We start from the raw sequence: 14,643 nt of genomic DNA, 5'->3' as shown, positions 1-14,643 counted from the left end.
ATGCCCATATTGGGACGTTCATTGTTGTAAGTCCATAACCAATCTGTCGCGAAGGCTTGCGCTTCTTCAATTGTCTCAATGATATATTGGTCTAGCCATTCGTGCCTGACAGTCCGGTTATAGCGTTCAATATAGGCATTTTGCTGAGGCTGTCCTGGTTGAATATACAAGATGGTAATAGAGTGTTTTTCAGCCCACCCCAGAAGTTTACCACTGATATATTCCGGGCCATTATCAACGCGTATAGTCTCTGGCTTGCCGCGCCATTCGATGATCTGGTTCAAACTTCGAATAACCCGTTCTGTTGGCAAAGAGAAATCCACCTCAATGCCTAAGCCTTCACGGTTAAAATCATCCAGTACATTCAATAGCCGGAATGACCGGCCGTCTGCCAACTGATCTGCCATGAAATCCATCGACCAGACCAAATTAGGTTTTGTTGGAACTACCAGAGCATCAGGTTTATCCCTTTTAAGGCGTTTTCGGGGCTTAATTCGAAGGTTCAGCTCCAACTCACAATAAATACGATAAACCCTCTTGTGGTTCCAGCCATAGCCTTTGACATTACGAAGATAAAGAAAGCACAATCCAAAACCCCATGTCTTTTTAGCTGCCGTTAGTCCAATCAGAAGATCTGCAATTTCTTCATTCTCATGACGAAGAAGAGGGCTATAGCGATAACAGGTCTCGCTTACTTCAAAAGCTCGGCATGCACACGCAATACTGACATCAGGCCGTTTCGCAGCTATCACGGCCATATCTCGACGCTCCGAGCGCCCCGTTACTTTTTTCCAAGAGCTTCTTTCAGTAAGTCATTTTGCATGCTCAGGTCAGCAAACATTCTCTTTAGCCGACGGTTTTCATCCTCGATAGATTTCATCTGGCTGACCATCGAGGCATCCATGCCGCCATATTTCGAGCGCCATTTATAAAATGCTGAATTGCTCATGCCGTGTTCGCGGCAAAGCTCAGGAACAGACACACCACCCTCAGCTTGGCGTAAGATTGCAAGGATTTGTGGATCGGTAAATCTAGTCGTTTTCATAAAAATCTCCTCGTTTATTAAACAGAGAAAATTCCACTTTCAAACACCTTTAATTAAAGGGGGGATTACCCAACCAGGTGACCGCGTGGCGGCCATGCTACCGAATATGCCACAAACGATTGTTGCTATGCTGGCATGTACTTCAATTGGTGCGGTCTGGTCATCTTGTTCACCGGACTTTGGTCCGCAAGGTGTATTAGATCGTTTTGGTCAAATTGAACCGAAACTTTTCCTAAGCTGTGATGCATATTGGTATAATGGTAAAAAACAAAAGCTTGATGAAAAACTTCAACAGATCGTTCAACAGCTACCATCTGTCCAATCTGTTTTGATCGTTGACTATCTGGGGAGTGCTGAAAGCCTGTCTGAAAAACTACAGGCTGTCACAAGGGCGCATTGCACTCCTTTTGAAAGGTCAATTGCAGCATTTAAGCCAGCGGATCTCATATTTATTCAACTACCATTTGCGCATCCACTGTGCATTTTATACTCATCCGGCACTACCGGCATACCTAAATGTATTATCCACTCCGCAGGTGGAACCTTGTTACAACATGTAAAAGAGCACCGGCTACATGCGAATATTAAACAAGGAGACCGGCTGTTTTACTTCAGCACTTGTGGCTGGATGATGTGGAACTGGCTTGTTTCAGGACTTGCTTCGGGAGCGACCTTATTACTCTATGACGGTTCACCGTTTTATCCCGATGGCAATATATTATTTGATTATGCCCAAGCCGAGAAAATGACCCATTTTGGCACCTCTGCAAAATATATTGATGCCTTACGCAAAGCTGGTCTGCATCCCACAAACAGTCATGATTTATCTGCCTTACGTGCATTGTTTTCAACCGGATCCCCGCTATCACCGGAGGGGTTTGCATATGTGTATCAGTCAATTAAACAGGATATTCATCTCGCATCCATATCTGGCGGCACCGATATTGTCTCTTGTTTCGTTCTCGGCGTTCCAACTCTGCCGGTCTGGAGCGGCGAAATTCAGGGGGCAGGCCTCGGCATGGCAGTTGATGTGTGGGACGATAAAGGCATGTCGTTGAAAAGCGGCAAAGGAGAGTTGGTATGTACAAAACCGTTTCCCTGCCAACCAATAGGCTTTTGGAATGACCCGGGAAATCGAAAATATTCGGCAGCTTATTTTGAACGCTTTGAAAATATCTGGTGCCATGGTGATTTCGCCGAACGAACAGATCATGACGGCATCATTATTCACGGTCGCTCCGATGCAACACTCAATCCGGGTGGTGTACGGATAGGAACCGCTGAAATTTACAATCAAGTTGAGCAATTACCAGAAATCATTGAGGCAATTTGCATTGGTCAAGATTTTGCAGGTGATGTGCGCATTATACTTTTTGTAAGGTTAAAAGCAGGGCTTACTCTCACGGATAATATGCGCGAGCGGATCAAACAACATATACGATCAGGTGCTTCTCCACGCCATGTTCCGGCAAAAATCATCGCGGTTCATGATATTCCGCGAACGAAATCTGGTAAAATTTCTGAACTCGCAGTCCGCGATATTGTTCATGGCCGGATCATTAACAATAAAGAAGCGCTCGCCAATCCGGACGCTCTTGAGCTTTATAAAAACCTACCCGAGCTTCAAGATTAAAGCATTGAAACCCGGATAACCATCGAGCAAAATTTACTCAGCCCCTTCACCCCTTCGCCAGTATGAAACAACCAGATGTTCATGTTTTTTAAGCCCGCATTCTGTGCGTAAGTAGCTACGGATTGTGCGGAAGGTTTCATACTCGCATCCTGCCCAGACATAAATAGCCAAACCATCATCCGGCAAGGCAATGTTGCGAACCGCATTACCAAGCTTAGAAGTGGTGCCTGCAGCTTGTCCGTCACGCAGCAGCCAGCGTATTTCAACGGATGAGTAGGTTGTCAGCGGTTGTATTTCATGCTGATCCGCCACTTCAATCACAGCAATACCGCGCGCTGTTTCCGGTAAATGTTCCAGCATTCTTCCGATAGCAGGCAAAGCGGTTTCATCACCTGCAAAAAGATACCAGTCAGCTTCAGCAAGACCACCACCTCCCGGCCCCATCACGCCGACCTGATCCCCGACCTTGATCTCCTCAGCCAGAGCGGAGCCCGGCCCTGCATCATCATGGAGGACAAAATCAATTTCCATAATGCCCGTATGGATGTCGAGCGAGCGCACCGTATATTTACGAAAGACCGGCCGTGTCTGTGGCTCTTCCCAGTGTACAAGTCCGTTAGAACCGACTGTAGGCCATTGCGGCTCTGTCCGGTCTGGATGTTGAACCAAAATATTGAGATGCAGCGCGTCCATCGACGTGAAACGTGCAATATTTTCCGTTTTAAATGCAATGCGGCGCATATGCGGGGTTATATTCCGGCATCCCACGACCTCTAAGATCTGAAAATTCGGCGGGCGAACAATTGTCTCACCATCGCCAGTCCATTCAAATAACGGAATTTTATGTTCTGAAAATTCAAGAATATGCGATGTCAGCGCCATACGGGTAAAATATATACCCTCAATAGTTTTTGACCTGACATCAATCAGCACTTCATTTCCCTCACAGGTCAAATCTGCCTGCGTGTCCAGAAATCGCAAAATCCGTGTTTCACCGCGCATTTCCACTTCCGCATCATGCTCAATCATATGTGCGCAAACCAGCGTCAAAACATGCTCGGCATCCAATAGCTCAAATCGGGTCTGTGCGATAAATTCCTTCATCATCCCCTCCTGTTATTTTTATGATTGTCTGGAACGTCAGGATTGCTCTGAGAAGATATTGCCGGTGCAATACCATCCACCATGATGCGCAGTTGCCCCTGCGTGCAGCGTTCAACCCGTGCCTCAATATGATAAACGTCAGCCAGCATCTGCGGCGTGATAATATTTTCAGGCTTACCGGAGCTGTACAAACCGCCTTGTGCCAACACGACAATCTGATCTGCCCATTGTGCCGCCAGTGCCAGATCATGCATCACAACCACAACGATCCGGCCTTTACGGGCATAATCTTGGACATGCTTCATAATCAAAAACTGACGTGCCAAATCCAAAGCGCTCGTCGGCTCATCCAGCAGCAGCAAGGCCGGCTGACTGGCAATAGACTGTGCAAGGCTCACCACCTGCCGCTGTCCGCCGGATAACCTGTTCAGCGGCTGTGATGCCAGATCCGCTGCGCCAAGTTGCAGCAGAACATCATATGCCTGTTCTTCAATATGCCTTGTACTGTCCATGCCGCCGACCTTCAGAGTAGCGATAACGGTTTCAAGCACGCTCAGTGACACATTTTCCGGCAGACTCTGCGGCATAAACCCGATTGTTGCTGCACGTAAAGCCGATTTCATACGCAATACATCGACACCATCCAGCTTGACATCCCCACGAGCGGAAATCAGGTGTGCCAATGCGCGTAATAATGTGGACTTCCCCGCGCCATTCGGCCCGACCAGCGCCACAACACCCGACTGCACACGCGGCAGAGTAAAATCTTTGATGACAAGGCTGTTGCTATAGCCTGCGTTTAAATTACGGATTGTCAGAACGGGAGATGATTGCGGCTTCATCGGCCAGCCCCGCTTTGTCGCAGGATCAGCATAAAAAATACCGGCAACCCTACAAGTGCCGTTACAATACCGATCGGTAGCAATGTGCCCGGTACAAGCATTTTGGATGTAACCGAGGCCAGCAACATAACAACCGCGCCCACACTCATACTTGCAGGCAAGAGATAGCGGTGATCGTCCCCCACCAGCATTCGTGCGATATGCGGACCAACAAGCCCGACAAAACCGACAATGCCGACAAAAGCCACGGCAGTTGCCGAAAGCAGGCTGATCCGCAACAATGACATCAGCCGCAGACGTTTAAGGTTTACCCCGAGGCTTTTTGCCCGTTCCTCACCCAAATGCAATATCGTAAAGCGCCATGAGGCCGCAAAAGAAAACGGCACACAGAGCATAACGACAACAGCCAAAATCAGCACATTATTTTTATCTGCGCGCGCGAGACTGCCCATACTCCAGAAAACCAACTGCTGCAGCGCATCCGCAGACGCTATAAATTGCAACAAGGAAAGCAGCGCCCCTGCCGTAAAGCCCAGTGCGATACCAAACAGGATCAGTACCTGACGGTTCACGCCGCGCAATCCAGCCAGCAGGTTGACTGCAACCAGCGACAAGGCGGCAAACAGAAAAGCGTTGGCAGAAATTGTCCAGCTGACCGGAACAAACGGCAGCGACACGCCCAGAACAATAGCCACTGCCGCGCCCAGTGCCGCACAGGATGAAATGCCGAGTGTAAATGGCTCTGCCAGCGGATTGGATAACAAAGTCTGCATCTCAGTACCGGCCAATGCCAGAGCCGCGCCCACCAGAACTGCCATCAAAGAGGTAGGCACACGCACTTGCCAGATAATAACCTCTGTACGACGGGAAACATCACCGGTGCCGAGAAACGCATTCAGTGTTTCTTGAAAACCAAGTCCCGCAGGTCCCACCATTAAATCAATAAAAAAAGCAAAAATACCGGCCAGCACAATGGCTGAAATTAGCAGAATGCGTCGCTGCCTTGCGCGGTGATACTGATTCAAAGCATCCGGTAATTTCACAGACCCCTGTTCAGATTTATTCATCACGGTGTGGCTGTCTTCTGTGTTTCATTCAAACTAACCCAGAATGTACCGGTTATCGGAACCGCCATAAAACGACGGTTGATTTCGGCCAACGTATCTGCTGGCTCAAGATCTTCGAATAAGGCCGGATGGATCCATTTTGCAAAACACTCAAAAACCAGCACACTGAGCGCAGAGTTAGAAAACTGATGTGAAACCGCAAAAGCACGCCCGTCACGTATAGACGTTAGGTCACCGCGAATACTGCGCTGAGTAACAGCACGCAAAGAGGCACGGGCAGCCTGCTTGTCCATATCGCCGCCGATAACCAGTCCGCCCTGCCCTGCAAGATGCGGACCACCGGTTGCAATATACACGTCAGGATCAATGCTCAGCACATATTCAGGGCTGAGCTGGCCGTCATAACCCGCAATCACATCCGAGCCGATATTATTACCGCCTGCAAGTGTCAGATATTGCGTGATACGATTATCCAATCCGGGAGAGGCACAGCAGACATCAACGGCATGGGCATCAATCAGCACTTTCGGCGTATTTTCCTGTTTAGTACTGATATTTTTCAGCCGCTCTGCGACAAAAGCATAACGGACTTTGACAAAATCCGCGAAACTACTTGCCTGCTCATCACGGCCAATCGCTTTTCCAAGCAGTGTCATCGAAAACGCGGTAGCGTCAGCGGGGCCGCGCGCGGCATTTTCGGGCCCATCGAGATAGATCACTGGCACGCCTGCCGCCTCAATGCGTTCCGCAATATTTTCCCAGCCCGGCTGCCAAAGACTAATCAAAAATAAATCCGGCTGCACACTTAGCAGTGCTTCAACAGAACTATTGGCGGGCATGACACCGCCAACCACCGGAATGGTATCAATCTGAGGAAAACGTTGTTTAAAGTCCTGATACATACCTTTGTCAAAACGCTGCGGGGCAGCCCATCCGGCAAGCCGCGCCACCGGCTCCGGATCGAGGAGAGCGAGTGACAGCAATAACAGGCTTTCATTGGTGACAATACGGCTGGCAGGCGCCTCCAACCGCACCTTGCGGCCTGCGGCATCCTCAAGCAAAATCTCAGCTTTTGCTATGCCAGCTACAAAAAGGGCAAGCCCCCAGAATACGGCAAGAGAATACAGCAAGGCCGCCGGTAAAGCGGCGCCCTTTTTGCGATTAAAAACCTGTAAAACCATTACCACTCATATTTCAAATTTGCGGTGATGGCGCGCCCTGCACCATAATTACAGCTACCGCCGGTTTTATTCAGACAATGAGAAACATATTCTTTATCAAACAGATTGGTCACGTTAACACGCAGTTTCGTGCCTTCGAATTCATTTTTCAAAGCACCGAAATCATATTCCATTCCGATATCAACCAGTGTGCGGGACGGAATTCGCAACTCATCAAAATAAGTGCTGTCTGTCTGATAAGATGATTGCGCACGCATACCTGCACTAAGAGACAAGCCCTGCACGGCATAAGGTGTGTAATGAACCCAGACACTTCCCTGATGTTCCGGCAGACGCAGCATCTCACGTCCCAGAGCATCTGGATTATTAGAACTCAGCACCTTGGAATTCGAATAAGCATAAGCAGCCATTATGCTGATTTCCGGCGTCAGCTCATATTTACCGTCGATTTCAATGCCGCGTACCCGTTGCTTACCATCCTGTTCGAACAATGTAGGTCTGACCGGATTGGGATCTTTTGAATAAGGGGTCAGCACATTATCCTGTGTCAGCTGAAACAAGGATAATGACACCATCCCGCGACCACCTGCAGGTTCATATTTTACGCCAAGTTCAATCTGACGGGCAGTCTGCGCTTCATACGGATCGTTTTTATAGTCAGTACCCATCAGAGGCAGGAATGAAGTGGAATAGCTGATATATGGAGCCAAACCATTATCAAACAGATAGGTCAGCCCTGCCCGTCCGGAAACTGCATTATCATTGGTAGAGACGACCGGACTATCCGGTTTCATGCGGTTTGTCGTATCAATATCAGACCTGTCGTAACGCAAACCAAATGTTCCGACCCAGCGGTCATAACGGATTTGATCCTGTACATAGAGACCAATCTGGTTTTGCTTCTGTAATCCTGATGTTGTCACAGCAGCCAGCGGATATTTAAGCCCGTAAACCGGATTATTATAATCAATCCCCGGCACTGTAACGCTTCTGTCCGAATTACCGAAATTTGTGGATGAAACACCGCGCACATAATCCACACCAAACAGCACAGTATGATCCAGTGTACCGGTCTCAAATTTGGTCTCGGCCTGCGTATCAACGGCAAAAGTTGACGTCCAGTCATCCGATACTGCCGTTACCCTCTCAAGATGAGAGGAAGGGGCACCGAAATAAGCAAAAGCCGGATTGACCAGCAGGAGGTTCATATCCTGACTGGATCGGCCGTAACGCATATTCTGGCGAATGGTCCAGTTCTCATTGAATTCATGTTCGAACTCATAGCCCAGATGGTAATAATCGCGGTTGAAACCACCCCAATTCGGGTCGCCGAGAAAAACCTCACGCGGAATCTGTCCGGCAGGATTAGGCAGCAAAGTGCCTATTGCAGGATAAAAACGCGGATTAAACACTGGCCGATCGCGCTGATAATAACCGTACATTGTCAGCGACGTATCTTTGGTCGGCGCCCATGTCAGGCTCGGCGCAATCATAAACTGCTTGTCACGCTCATGATCAATCTGCGTATGCATATTCCGCCCCTGCCCTAGCAGGCGATAGCTCCACTCACCATCTTGCGTGACAGGGCCTGTAAAATCAAAAGAGCTTTGAATACCGCCGAAAGCAGAGGTGCCGATATTGATTTCCCGATGTGGAGTAGTTTCAGGTCGTTTACTGATCTGATTGACAAGACCGCCCGGCACAGTGCGTCCGTAAAGCACAGAAGCTGGCCCCTTAATGACCTCAATCCGCTCAAGTGAATAAGGATTTATGCTTGGCGTGGAATAATTGCTCGGATCACCGGCAATGGCCAGTCCGTCGAGCCACATCGTTCCATAGGAGTTGAAGCCGCGAATATACAACCAGTCATAACGCACATCATAGCCATTCGGATCAGACATGACGCCCGGTGTATAACGCAGAGCTTCCGCGACTGTATTTGCGCCCTGCACATCCATTTGCTTGCGGGTCACAACATTGACGACCTGAGGCGTTTCAAGAAGCGGCGTATCGGTTTTGGCAGCTGCAACACTGCGCTTTGCAACAATACTGTCAGCGGCCTCGCCGGTGCCTTCACCCTCAATTGTAATCGTCTTGAGTTTGATGTTTTCCTGCGCAAAGGCCGGAGCAGCACTCAGACCACAGAGCATGGTTGAAGCCAACAATACGGATCGCGCCTTGTTGAGTTTCACCAATGAACTCATTTTTGAAAATGTCTGATTACTCACGAATGCCCCCAAGCCAGTCAAGTGATGACTCTTCAAAACTTGACTTTATGTGTCATATTAATTTAATTATCTATGACACCAGAGCATGTCTGACAATCTGCTGGCCTTTGCAGAACAATCAGAAACCTTTGCAATCCGCTAAATTTTTGTGAAACTGTCAAAGTTTCAACTTTGTAAGCATAAAGACCCGATAATTCATTCAGCTAAAACGGCCATAATCAGATGACCGCTTAAAAACTGGAAAGGCTTCGCAGGTGAGATCCTCTTCAGGCCATATATCCGCCAGCGTTTCGGCAGATAAACATCTGCGCGTTAAAGACTTTCTGCGTAACGAGCATGTTGTCCTCGATAGTCCTGAGGATGATCTTGGCATGGACGACACGCTGCTGAAAGGCTCCTTTCTGCATCAGGAATTACGCAGCGGTTTAACGCTTCATGTCAGCGATGTTACAGAAGAACGGGCTTTCACCGCAACTTCACTGATCCATGAGGGCTTGTCCTGCATTTTCTTTCTCGACGGCCAGATTGACCTGAGCATCGGTGACCGAAAATTCGGCTTTCGCAGCGACAAAAAAAGCGCAATTACCGGCGCTGCAATCATGTGTACCAGTGATGAAAGCTTCCGCAGAGCATCACAAGGGCATCAGCATCTCTGCCATCTGGTTGTATCCGCCACGCCGGAATGGCTGCATCTTGATGCTATGGAAGATCTGAGCAATCAGCAAAGCGCTAAACGTCTGTTTAAAGATAATCTGACCGATCATCGCTGGGTTCTGACACCACGCATGATCGAACTGATCAAACAAATACTCGCCCCGTCCTCTCTCCGGCCAGAACTGCGTAATCTGTATCTGGAAGGTCGCGCAGTCGAGATTGTAACCGAAACGATCAGCGCAGTTATGCAGGCCGGACAAAATATTGCAAACAGCACAATACCCAGCCGCTATGACACGCTACGGCTGCAAAGAGCCAAAGACCTGATAGAATCGCATCTTACAGAACCGCTGAGTGTGGAGCGCATTGCCCGTGAAGCAGGCATGAGTGCAAGCGGATTACAGCGTCTGTTTCGCATAACTGAAGGTCACAGTGTTTTCGAATATGTGCGCGGTTTACGCCTTGAACGCGCTTTTTCCATGCTGAAGTCCGGTGAGGCTGGCATACAAGAAGCTTGTATAATTGCCGGTTATACGAACCCTGCCAATTTCGCCACTGCCTTCCGCAGGCAGTTTGGCATCACACCGCGCGACGCGTGTAACAGGCAGTACTTTAATAAGCAAAACCATTAATACATAAAAACAGCTCTCCAGTATCATGCTGCGACATCCTGATAGGCGAGGCTGTCACTGAATTGATTACACAAATTGCGACCAGCCTCACGGGCAATCGTTGCCACAAGCGTAATCAATCGCGTGGCTGAAACTTCCAGATACATCGCGCTGTAACTGGTGGCAGGGAAAATAGCATTCGTATTGAGCACTTTCAGCTCTCCCTGTCGCAGTTCTTTTTGAATCACCACCGGTGGGATAACCGAAATCCCAACCCCTGCCGAGATCATATTGATGGTCGTTGTGAGGGAATTAGAATAATGCACAGTCGCATCTTTAATATGATCTTCTGAAAAATAATTGATGATCTGCTGATAATTATGCGAGCCACTTTCATAAGAAATAATCGGATGGTTCAGCAAATCTTCCCGTGAGAATAAATCCTCCGGGCCGATAGGAATATCAGGAGTCCGGCTGATCCAGAACATGCCGAATGTGCAGATATTGACACTACGCAATGTTGTTGACGGATCAGGCCGGATTGCAAAAACAATATCCAGCTCACGCTGCTCCAGTTGCTGCGTCAACACTTTTGAGGAATCTGTGGTAATCGAAATTCTGATTTTAGGATAACGCTGACGTAAAATATCAAGCACACCGGGTAAAATTGTCATCGCAAGGCTTGGGACAATACCGAGCTTGAGTTGCCCCTCTACAGAGTTTTTCGGGCTGACACTATCAACGAGGTCTTTATAACGGCGCACAATATCCCGCGCGCCCTCAACGAAAATCTCACCTTCCGTCGTCAGGCTAACATCGCGGGCATCACGCTCGAACAGGCGAAAGCCGAGTTCCTGTTCTATTGCGCCAATACGATTGGAGATCGCCGCCGGTGTCATATTCATACGCGCTGCCGTGATCCGAAAATTGCGCAATTCCGAAAGCCAGATCACCGTCTCAAGAAACCGGATATTCATTGATATGCAGTCTCCCCTCCGCATATTATGTGACTGAATGCTTATGTCTTATTTTTTGATATGATCCTACTGAGAATTCACCGGAGCGGAAAAACAATCCTGTTTGCAACAGCGCTCATTCTTCCGCTCCGGTTTTAATCTTTATACCGCCATCCGTGCTTTGACTTTGTCTGATGCGCCGGAGACTTCACCCAGTTTCAGCCCGGTCTTGACCGATGCTTCCCGCTCTTTCCCGCGTTCCTGAATGGCTAAGGCTTTGGTTGCAACCTCGTTGACTTCACCGCGCGGCAGCACCAGCACGCCGCTTTCATCGGCAAGAATGGCATCGCCCGGATTGACAACCACGCCGCCACAAGAAACCGGAATATTGATCCCGCCGCCCAGATCATAAAGACGGGTAGTGATTGGTGAAATACCGCGCGCCCACATCGGGAAGTCGGAATCCTCAATCTCGGTCAAATCGGTGCAAGGGCCATCTACAATGCCAGCCACTGCACCGGCAGCTTTAGCGGCAATTGTTACACCTCCACCCCAACAGGCATAACGATCATCGCCCATACGATCGACCACCAGCACATCGCCCGGACGCAGCATACCGGTGATATGATGCAACAAAGTTGAATCCGGCCCCGGAATGGCAATGGTTACGGCAGTACCGACTATCCGGCGCTTTGGCAGCAGCGGTTGAATTGAATGATTCATAAAGCCAAAGAAACGCCAGTGGCCGACAGTTGCCGTTTCCACACCGGACAACAAATCCAGATCAGCCTGTTCCACCTGTTCAGGCATTGCATTAATAACATACATGATGAAAGTTCCTTACACTGCACAGGCTTCGTGACGTTTGCCTAATCGGCGGTGCTGCACCATTGGAATTAAGGCGCGCACGCGGTTGATCTGCTCACGGTCAATTCTGGCGGTGACAAAACCCACGCCGTCTGATGCACGGGCGACGACATGCCCCCAAGGATCACAGACCAGAGAATGTCCGTAAGTGTGACGCTTCTCGCCGCCGCTCACCACGGCGCCGGTCTGTCCGCAGGCCACGAAATAGGTCTGGGTTTCAATCGCGCGAGCGCGTGCCAGTACTTCCCAATGGTCTTTACCTGTCTGCAAGGTGAATGCGGCAGGCAGAATGATGATATCAACACCGGCCTTTTCCAGTTCGAGATACAGTTCAGCAAACCGAATATCGTAGCAAATGGCACAACCGACTTTGAAACCGTCGAGATCATAGACCACAACATCTTCACCCGGTTTCACCGTTGCGGATTCTTTATAAGCTGTGCCATCCGGTGCAACGATATCGAACATATGAATTTTGCGATAATGGGCAACTTCTTTGCCCGAACGGTCAAAGACAAAAGTCGAATTATAAATCCGTGCTTCGCCTTCAACTTTCTCCATAATCGTACCTGCATGCACGAAAACTTTATGTTCACGGGCAAAATCCTGCGCCATTTTATAGGCAGCACCATTTGGTGCGGTTTCTGCCTCGTTCAGCTTGCCCTCAGGACTGCCACCGTAATATTCAAAATACTCCGGCAGAACAATCAGATCCGGCGCATCTGTACGCACTGCATCTTCCATCAGTTTGCGGGTTGTGGCCAGATTGGCTGCTTTATCAGCCTGCGGATTGGTCTGGATCAAACTTACTTTCATCATGCTCCTCCAAGCTTATTTAATAAAAATAAAATCAGGCAATAAGCGCTTCTTTTTTAAGCGCATTCACTGTGGTCATCATGCCCTGACGCAGGGTCATATTCTGTGTGGCAACGACCAGCATTGATGCGCCCTCATCCAATGCAAAGCGGCGCTCGGCTTCTGTCCATGCGGGCATAATCCATGCCTTACCGGCATCACGGGCGGCTTTGGCGCAACGGCGCAGATCAGCTTTGTCAGCATCATTGAATTCATAAGCACCACGGCCACGGGCAAGTGCCAAATCGGAAGGCCCCGGAAACAAACCGTCTACCGTCTCCAGCGCGATAATCTTTTCGACATCAGCCAGACTTTCAGCCGTTTCGATCATGGCGTAGCATTTGGTTCGCTTATTCTCTTTTTCGAACGCATCTGATGCCGGACGGCTATAGCCAAACACGCGGCCACCGGCATAAGAACGCGTACCGGTTAGCGGATATTTCGCCGCTTTTGTGACTTCTCTGGCATGCTCCACACCTAGAATATGCGGAACAATCACACCATCTGTGCCGAAATCGAGCACCTGCTGAATGGCTTCTGTGGTCGGCGCCAGTACTTTGGTCAGTGTCGGCAGACCTTGTGCTTTGGTGAAGGCCAGAAACTGATCAAGTGTGCCCAAATCAAATGTGCCATGCTCCAGTTCCAGCACGAAGGATGTGAAACCGCAGGTCTTGGCAATCTCAAGATATCCGAAATGCGGCTGTGACATCCAAAGGGCGATATTTTCCATTTTCGAGACCTCCTCGTCTCTTCATTTATGCAATGCGAGTACGTTTATTTGGTATTTTCAGAAGATTTACCGATGGTGCGGGACAAGCCGAGTGTGCGTTCAATCAGGAAAATGATCAGCAAAGTTGCGATAATCAGCACCACGGAAATCGCGGCAGTCATCGGATCTGTACGACTTTCCACATAGTTGAAAATCTCGACCGGCAAGGTGGTCAGACGCGGCCCTGTGATGAATAGCGAAATCACAACCTCATCAAAAGACAACAGGAATGACAGTGCGGCACTGGCCACCAGACCCGGCATCATCAGCGGCAAAGTAATGCGGCGGAACACGGTGAATGGTGTCGCGCCAAGCATCGTCGCAGCCTCTTCCACCGATGGCGGCAGTGTCGAGAAAGCGGTAATCATAATGCGGATCACATAAGGTGTGGTCACGATCAGATGTGCTATAACAAGTCCCGTAAATGTGCCGAGCAACTGCATCCGCACAAACACCAGCAGGATAGCCAAACCCAGTACAATTGAAGGCAACAGCAATGGCGCAGTGAAAATATTGAGCAAGAATTCCCGTCCACGAAATTCATAGCGACGGATCGCATAGGCTGCCGGAATACCGGCAATCAGCGACAGAACAGTCACAACGCTTGCGACACCAAGGCTGATCCACAAGGCATTAATGAGCGCCTCGTGATGCAGCATTTCACCATACCAGCGCACACCCCAGCTTTGCGGCGGAAAGGTCAGATAATTATCATTGCTGAAGGACAGCGGGATAACCACCAGAATGGGTGCAAGCAAAAACAGGTAGAGTGCTGCAACCAGAACTTTAAACGGCAGTTTCATAGTACCAATCATGATTTGTCTCCTGCCG

13 protein-coding genes are annotated in these 14,643 nt (G+C 49.2%); 2 read left to right on the top strand and 11 right to left on the bottom strand.

Annotated elements, in window-relative coordinates; all coding sequences use genetic code 11:
* Nucleotides 1-1,045, bottom strand: a protein-coding gene (locus QUF18_RS19260) for an IS3 family transposase (RefSeq protein ID WP_289388842.1) whose coding sequence is annotated in 2 segments (ribosomal slippage) — nt 1-784 and nt 784-1,045 — 1,046 coding nt annotated over the 2 segments. Because the reading frame shifts where the segments join, the coding sequence is not laid out codon by codon here. This gene is flagged as partial in the annotation.
* On the opposite strand from QUF18_RS19260, the gene QUF18_RS19255 reads away from it, so the two are divergent.
* Nucleotides 948-2,678 carry an acetoacetate--CoA ligase gene (locus QUF18_RS19255; RefSeq protein WP_289388878.1) on the top strand — a complete coding sequence of 577 codons (1,731 nt, stop codon included), beginning with the start codon at nt 948-950 and terminating at the stop codon, nt 2,676-2,678. The genes QUF18_RS19260 and QUF18_RS19255 overlap by 98 nt on opposite strands.
* A gap of 33 nt (nt 2,679-2,711) precedes the next feature.
* On the opposite strand, the gene QUF18_RS19250 is transcribed toward QUF18_RS19255, so the two are convergent.
* From QUF18_RS19250 to QUF18_RS19230, 5 genes are read right to left on the bottom strand one after another with little or no spacing between them, the layout of a single operon-like run.
* A complete protein-coding gene (locus tag QUF18_RS19250; RefSeq protein ID WP_289388877.1) occupies nt 2,712-3,785 on the bottom strand; it encodes a siderophore-interacting protein in 1,074 nt (357 codons plus the stop codon).
* Complete coding sequence (locus QUF18_RS19245; protein ID WP_289388876.1) at nt 3,782-4,624, bottom strand: ABC transporter ATP-binding protein; 843 nt, start codon at nt 4,622-4,624, stop codon at nt 3,782-3,784. Before QUF18_RS19245 ends, QUF18_RS19250 begins: the two co-directional genes overlap by 4 nt.
* Complete coding sequence (locus QUF18_RS19240; RefSeq protein ID WP_289388874.1) at nt 4,621-5,691, bottom strand: FecCD family ABC transporter permease; 1,071 nt, start codon at nt 5,689-5,691, stop codon at nt 4,621-4,623. The genes QUF18_RS19245 and QUF18_RS19240 overlap by 4 nt, the downstream gene beginning before the upstream one ends.
* Nucleotides 5,691-6,872 (bottom strand): ABC transporter substrate-binding protein, encoded by a 1,182-nt coding sequence (locus tag QUF18_RS19235; RefSeq protein ID WP_289388873.1) that lies wholly within the window; start codon nt 6,870-6,872, stop codon nt 5,691-5,693. The genes QUF18_RS19240 and QUF18_RS19235 overlap by 1 nt, the downstream gene beginning before the upstream one ends.
* On the bottom strand, nt 6,872-9,100 hold the full coding sequence (locus tag QUF18_RS19230; protein ID WP_289388871.1) for a TonB-dependent siderophore receptor: 2,229 nt from the start codon (nt 9,098-9,100) through the stop codon (nt 6,872-6,874). The genes QUF18_RS19235 and QUF18_RS19230 overlap by 1 nt, the downstream gene beginning before the upstream one ends.
* 254 nt (nt 9,101-9,354) lie before the next feature.
* Between QUF18_RS19230 and QUF18_RS19225 the strand changes: the two genes are divergently transcribed.
* Nucleotides 9,355-10,386, top strand: a complete 1,032-nt coding sequence (locus tag QUF18_RS19225) for a helix-turn-helix domain-containing protein (RefSeq protein ID WP_289388870.1) — start codon at nt 9,355-9,357, stop codon at nt 10,384-10,386.
* 23 nt (nt 10,387-10,409) lie between these two features.
* On the opposite strand, the gene QUF18_RS19220 is transcribed toward QUF18_RS19225, so the two are convergent.
* From QUF18_RS19220 to QUF18_RS19200, 5 genes are all read right to left on the bottom strand, one after another.
* Nucleotides 10,410-11,342 (bottom strand): LysR family transcriptional regulator, encoded by a 933-nt coding sequence (locus QUF18_RS19220; protein ID WP_289388869.1) that lies wholly within the window; start codon nt 11,340-11,342, stop codon nt 10,410-10,412.
* Nucleotides 11,343-11,483: 141 nt separating this feature from the next.
* On the bottom strand, nt 11,484-12,149 hold the full coding sequence (locus tag QUF18_RS19215) for an RraA family protein (protein ID WP_213598770.1): 666 nt from the start codon (nt 12,147-12,149) through the stop codon (nt 11,484-11,486).
* A gap of 12 nt (nt 12,150-12,161) precedes the next feature.
* Nucleotides 12,162-13,004 (bottom strand): carbon-nitrogen hydrolase family protein, encoded by an 843-nt coding sequence (locus QUF18_RS19210; RefSeq protein ID WP_289388879.1) that lies wholly within the window; start codon nt 13,002-13,004, stop codon nt 12,162-12,164.
* 34 nt (nt 13,005-13,038) lie between these two features.
* Complete coding sequence (locus QUF18_RS19205) at nt 13,039-13,773, bottom strand: HpcH/HpaI aldolase family protein (protein ID WP_289388868.1); 735 nt, start codon at nt 13,771-13,773, stop codon at nt 13,039-13,041.
* 44 nt (nt 13,774-13,817) lie between these two features.
* A complete protein-coding gene (locus tag QUF18_RS19200) occupies nt 13,818-14,627 on the bottom strand; it encodes an ABC transporter permease (protein WP_289388867.1) in 810 nt (269 codons plus the stop codon).
* Between the last annotated feature and the right edge of the window lie 16 nt (nt 14,628-14,643).

It is taken from the genome of Pseudochrobactrum kiredjianiae (assembly GCF_030362795.1).
GTDB classification, from domain to species: Bacteria; Pseudomonadota; Alphaproteobacteria; order Rhizobiales; family Rhizobiaceae; genus Pseudochrobactrum; species Pseudochrobactrum kiredjianiae.
The sequence above is the reverse complement of the archived record's forward strand: the minus strand, read 5'-3'. Positions and strand labels throughout refer to the sequence as shown.

Bases quoted from the DNA above. Each gene is read 5' to 3' on its own strand.
- QUF18_RS19255 (WP_289388878.1), top strand. From the start codon at position 948: ATGCCGTGTTCGCGGCAAAGCTCAGGAACAGACACACCACCCTCAGCT.
- QUF18_RS19250 (WP_289388877.1), bottom strand. From the start codon at position 3,785: ATGATGAAGGAATTTATCGCACAGACCCGATTTGAGCTATTGGATGCC.
- QUF18_RS19245 (WP_289388876.1), bottom strand. From the start codon at position 4,624: ATGAAGCCGCAATCATCTCCCGTTCTGACAATCCGTAATTTAAACGCA.
- QUF18_RS19240 (WP_289388874.1), bottom strand. From the start codon at position 5,691: ATGAATAAATCTGAACAGGGGTCTGTGAAATTACCGGATGCTTTGAAT.
- QUF18_RS19235 (WP_289388873.1), bottom strand. From the start codon at position 6,872: ATGGTTTTACAGGTTTTTAATCGCAAAAAGGGCGCCGCTTTACCGGCG.
- QUF18_RS19220 (WP_289388869.1), bottom strand. From the start codon at position 11,342: ATGAATATCCGGTTTCTTGAGACGGTGATCTGGCTTTCGGAATTGCGC.
- QUF18_RS19215 (WP_213598770.1), bottom strand. From the start codon at position 12,149: ATGTATGTTATTAATGCAATGCCTGAACAGGTGGAACAGGCTGATCTG.
- QUF18_RS19210 (WP_289388879.1), bottom strand. From the start codon at position 13,004: ATGAAAGTAAGTTTGATCCAGACCAATCCGCAGGCTGATAAAGCAGCC.
- QUF18_RS19205 (WP_289388868.1), bottom strand. From the start codon at position 13,773: ATGGAAAATATCGCCCTTTGGATGTCACAGCCGCATTTCGGATATCTT.
- QUF18_RS19200 (WP_289388867.1), bottom strand. From the start codon at position 14,627: ATGATTGGTACTATGAAACTGCCGTTTAAAGTTCTGGTTGCAGCACTC.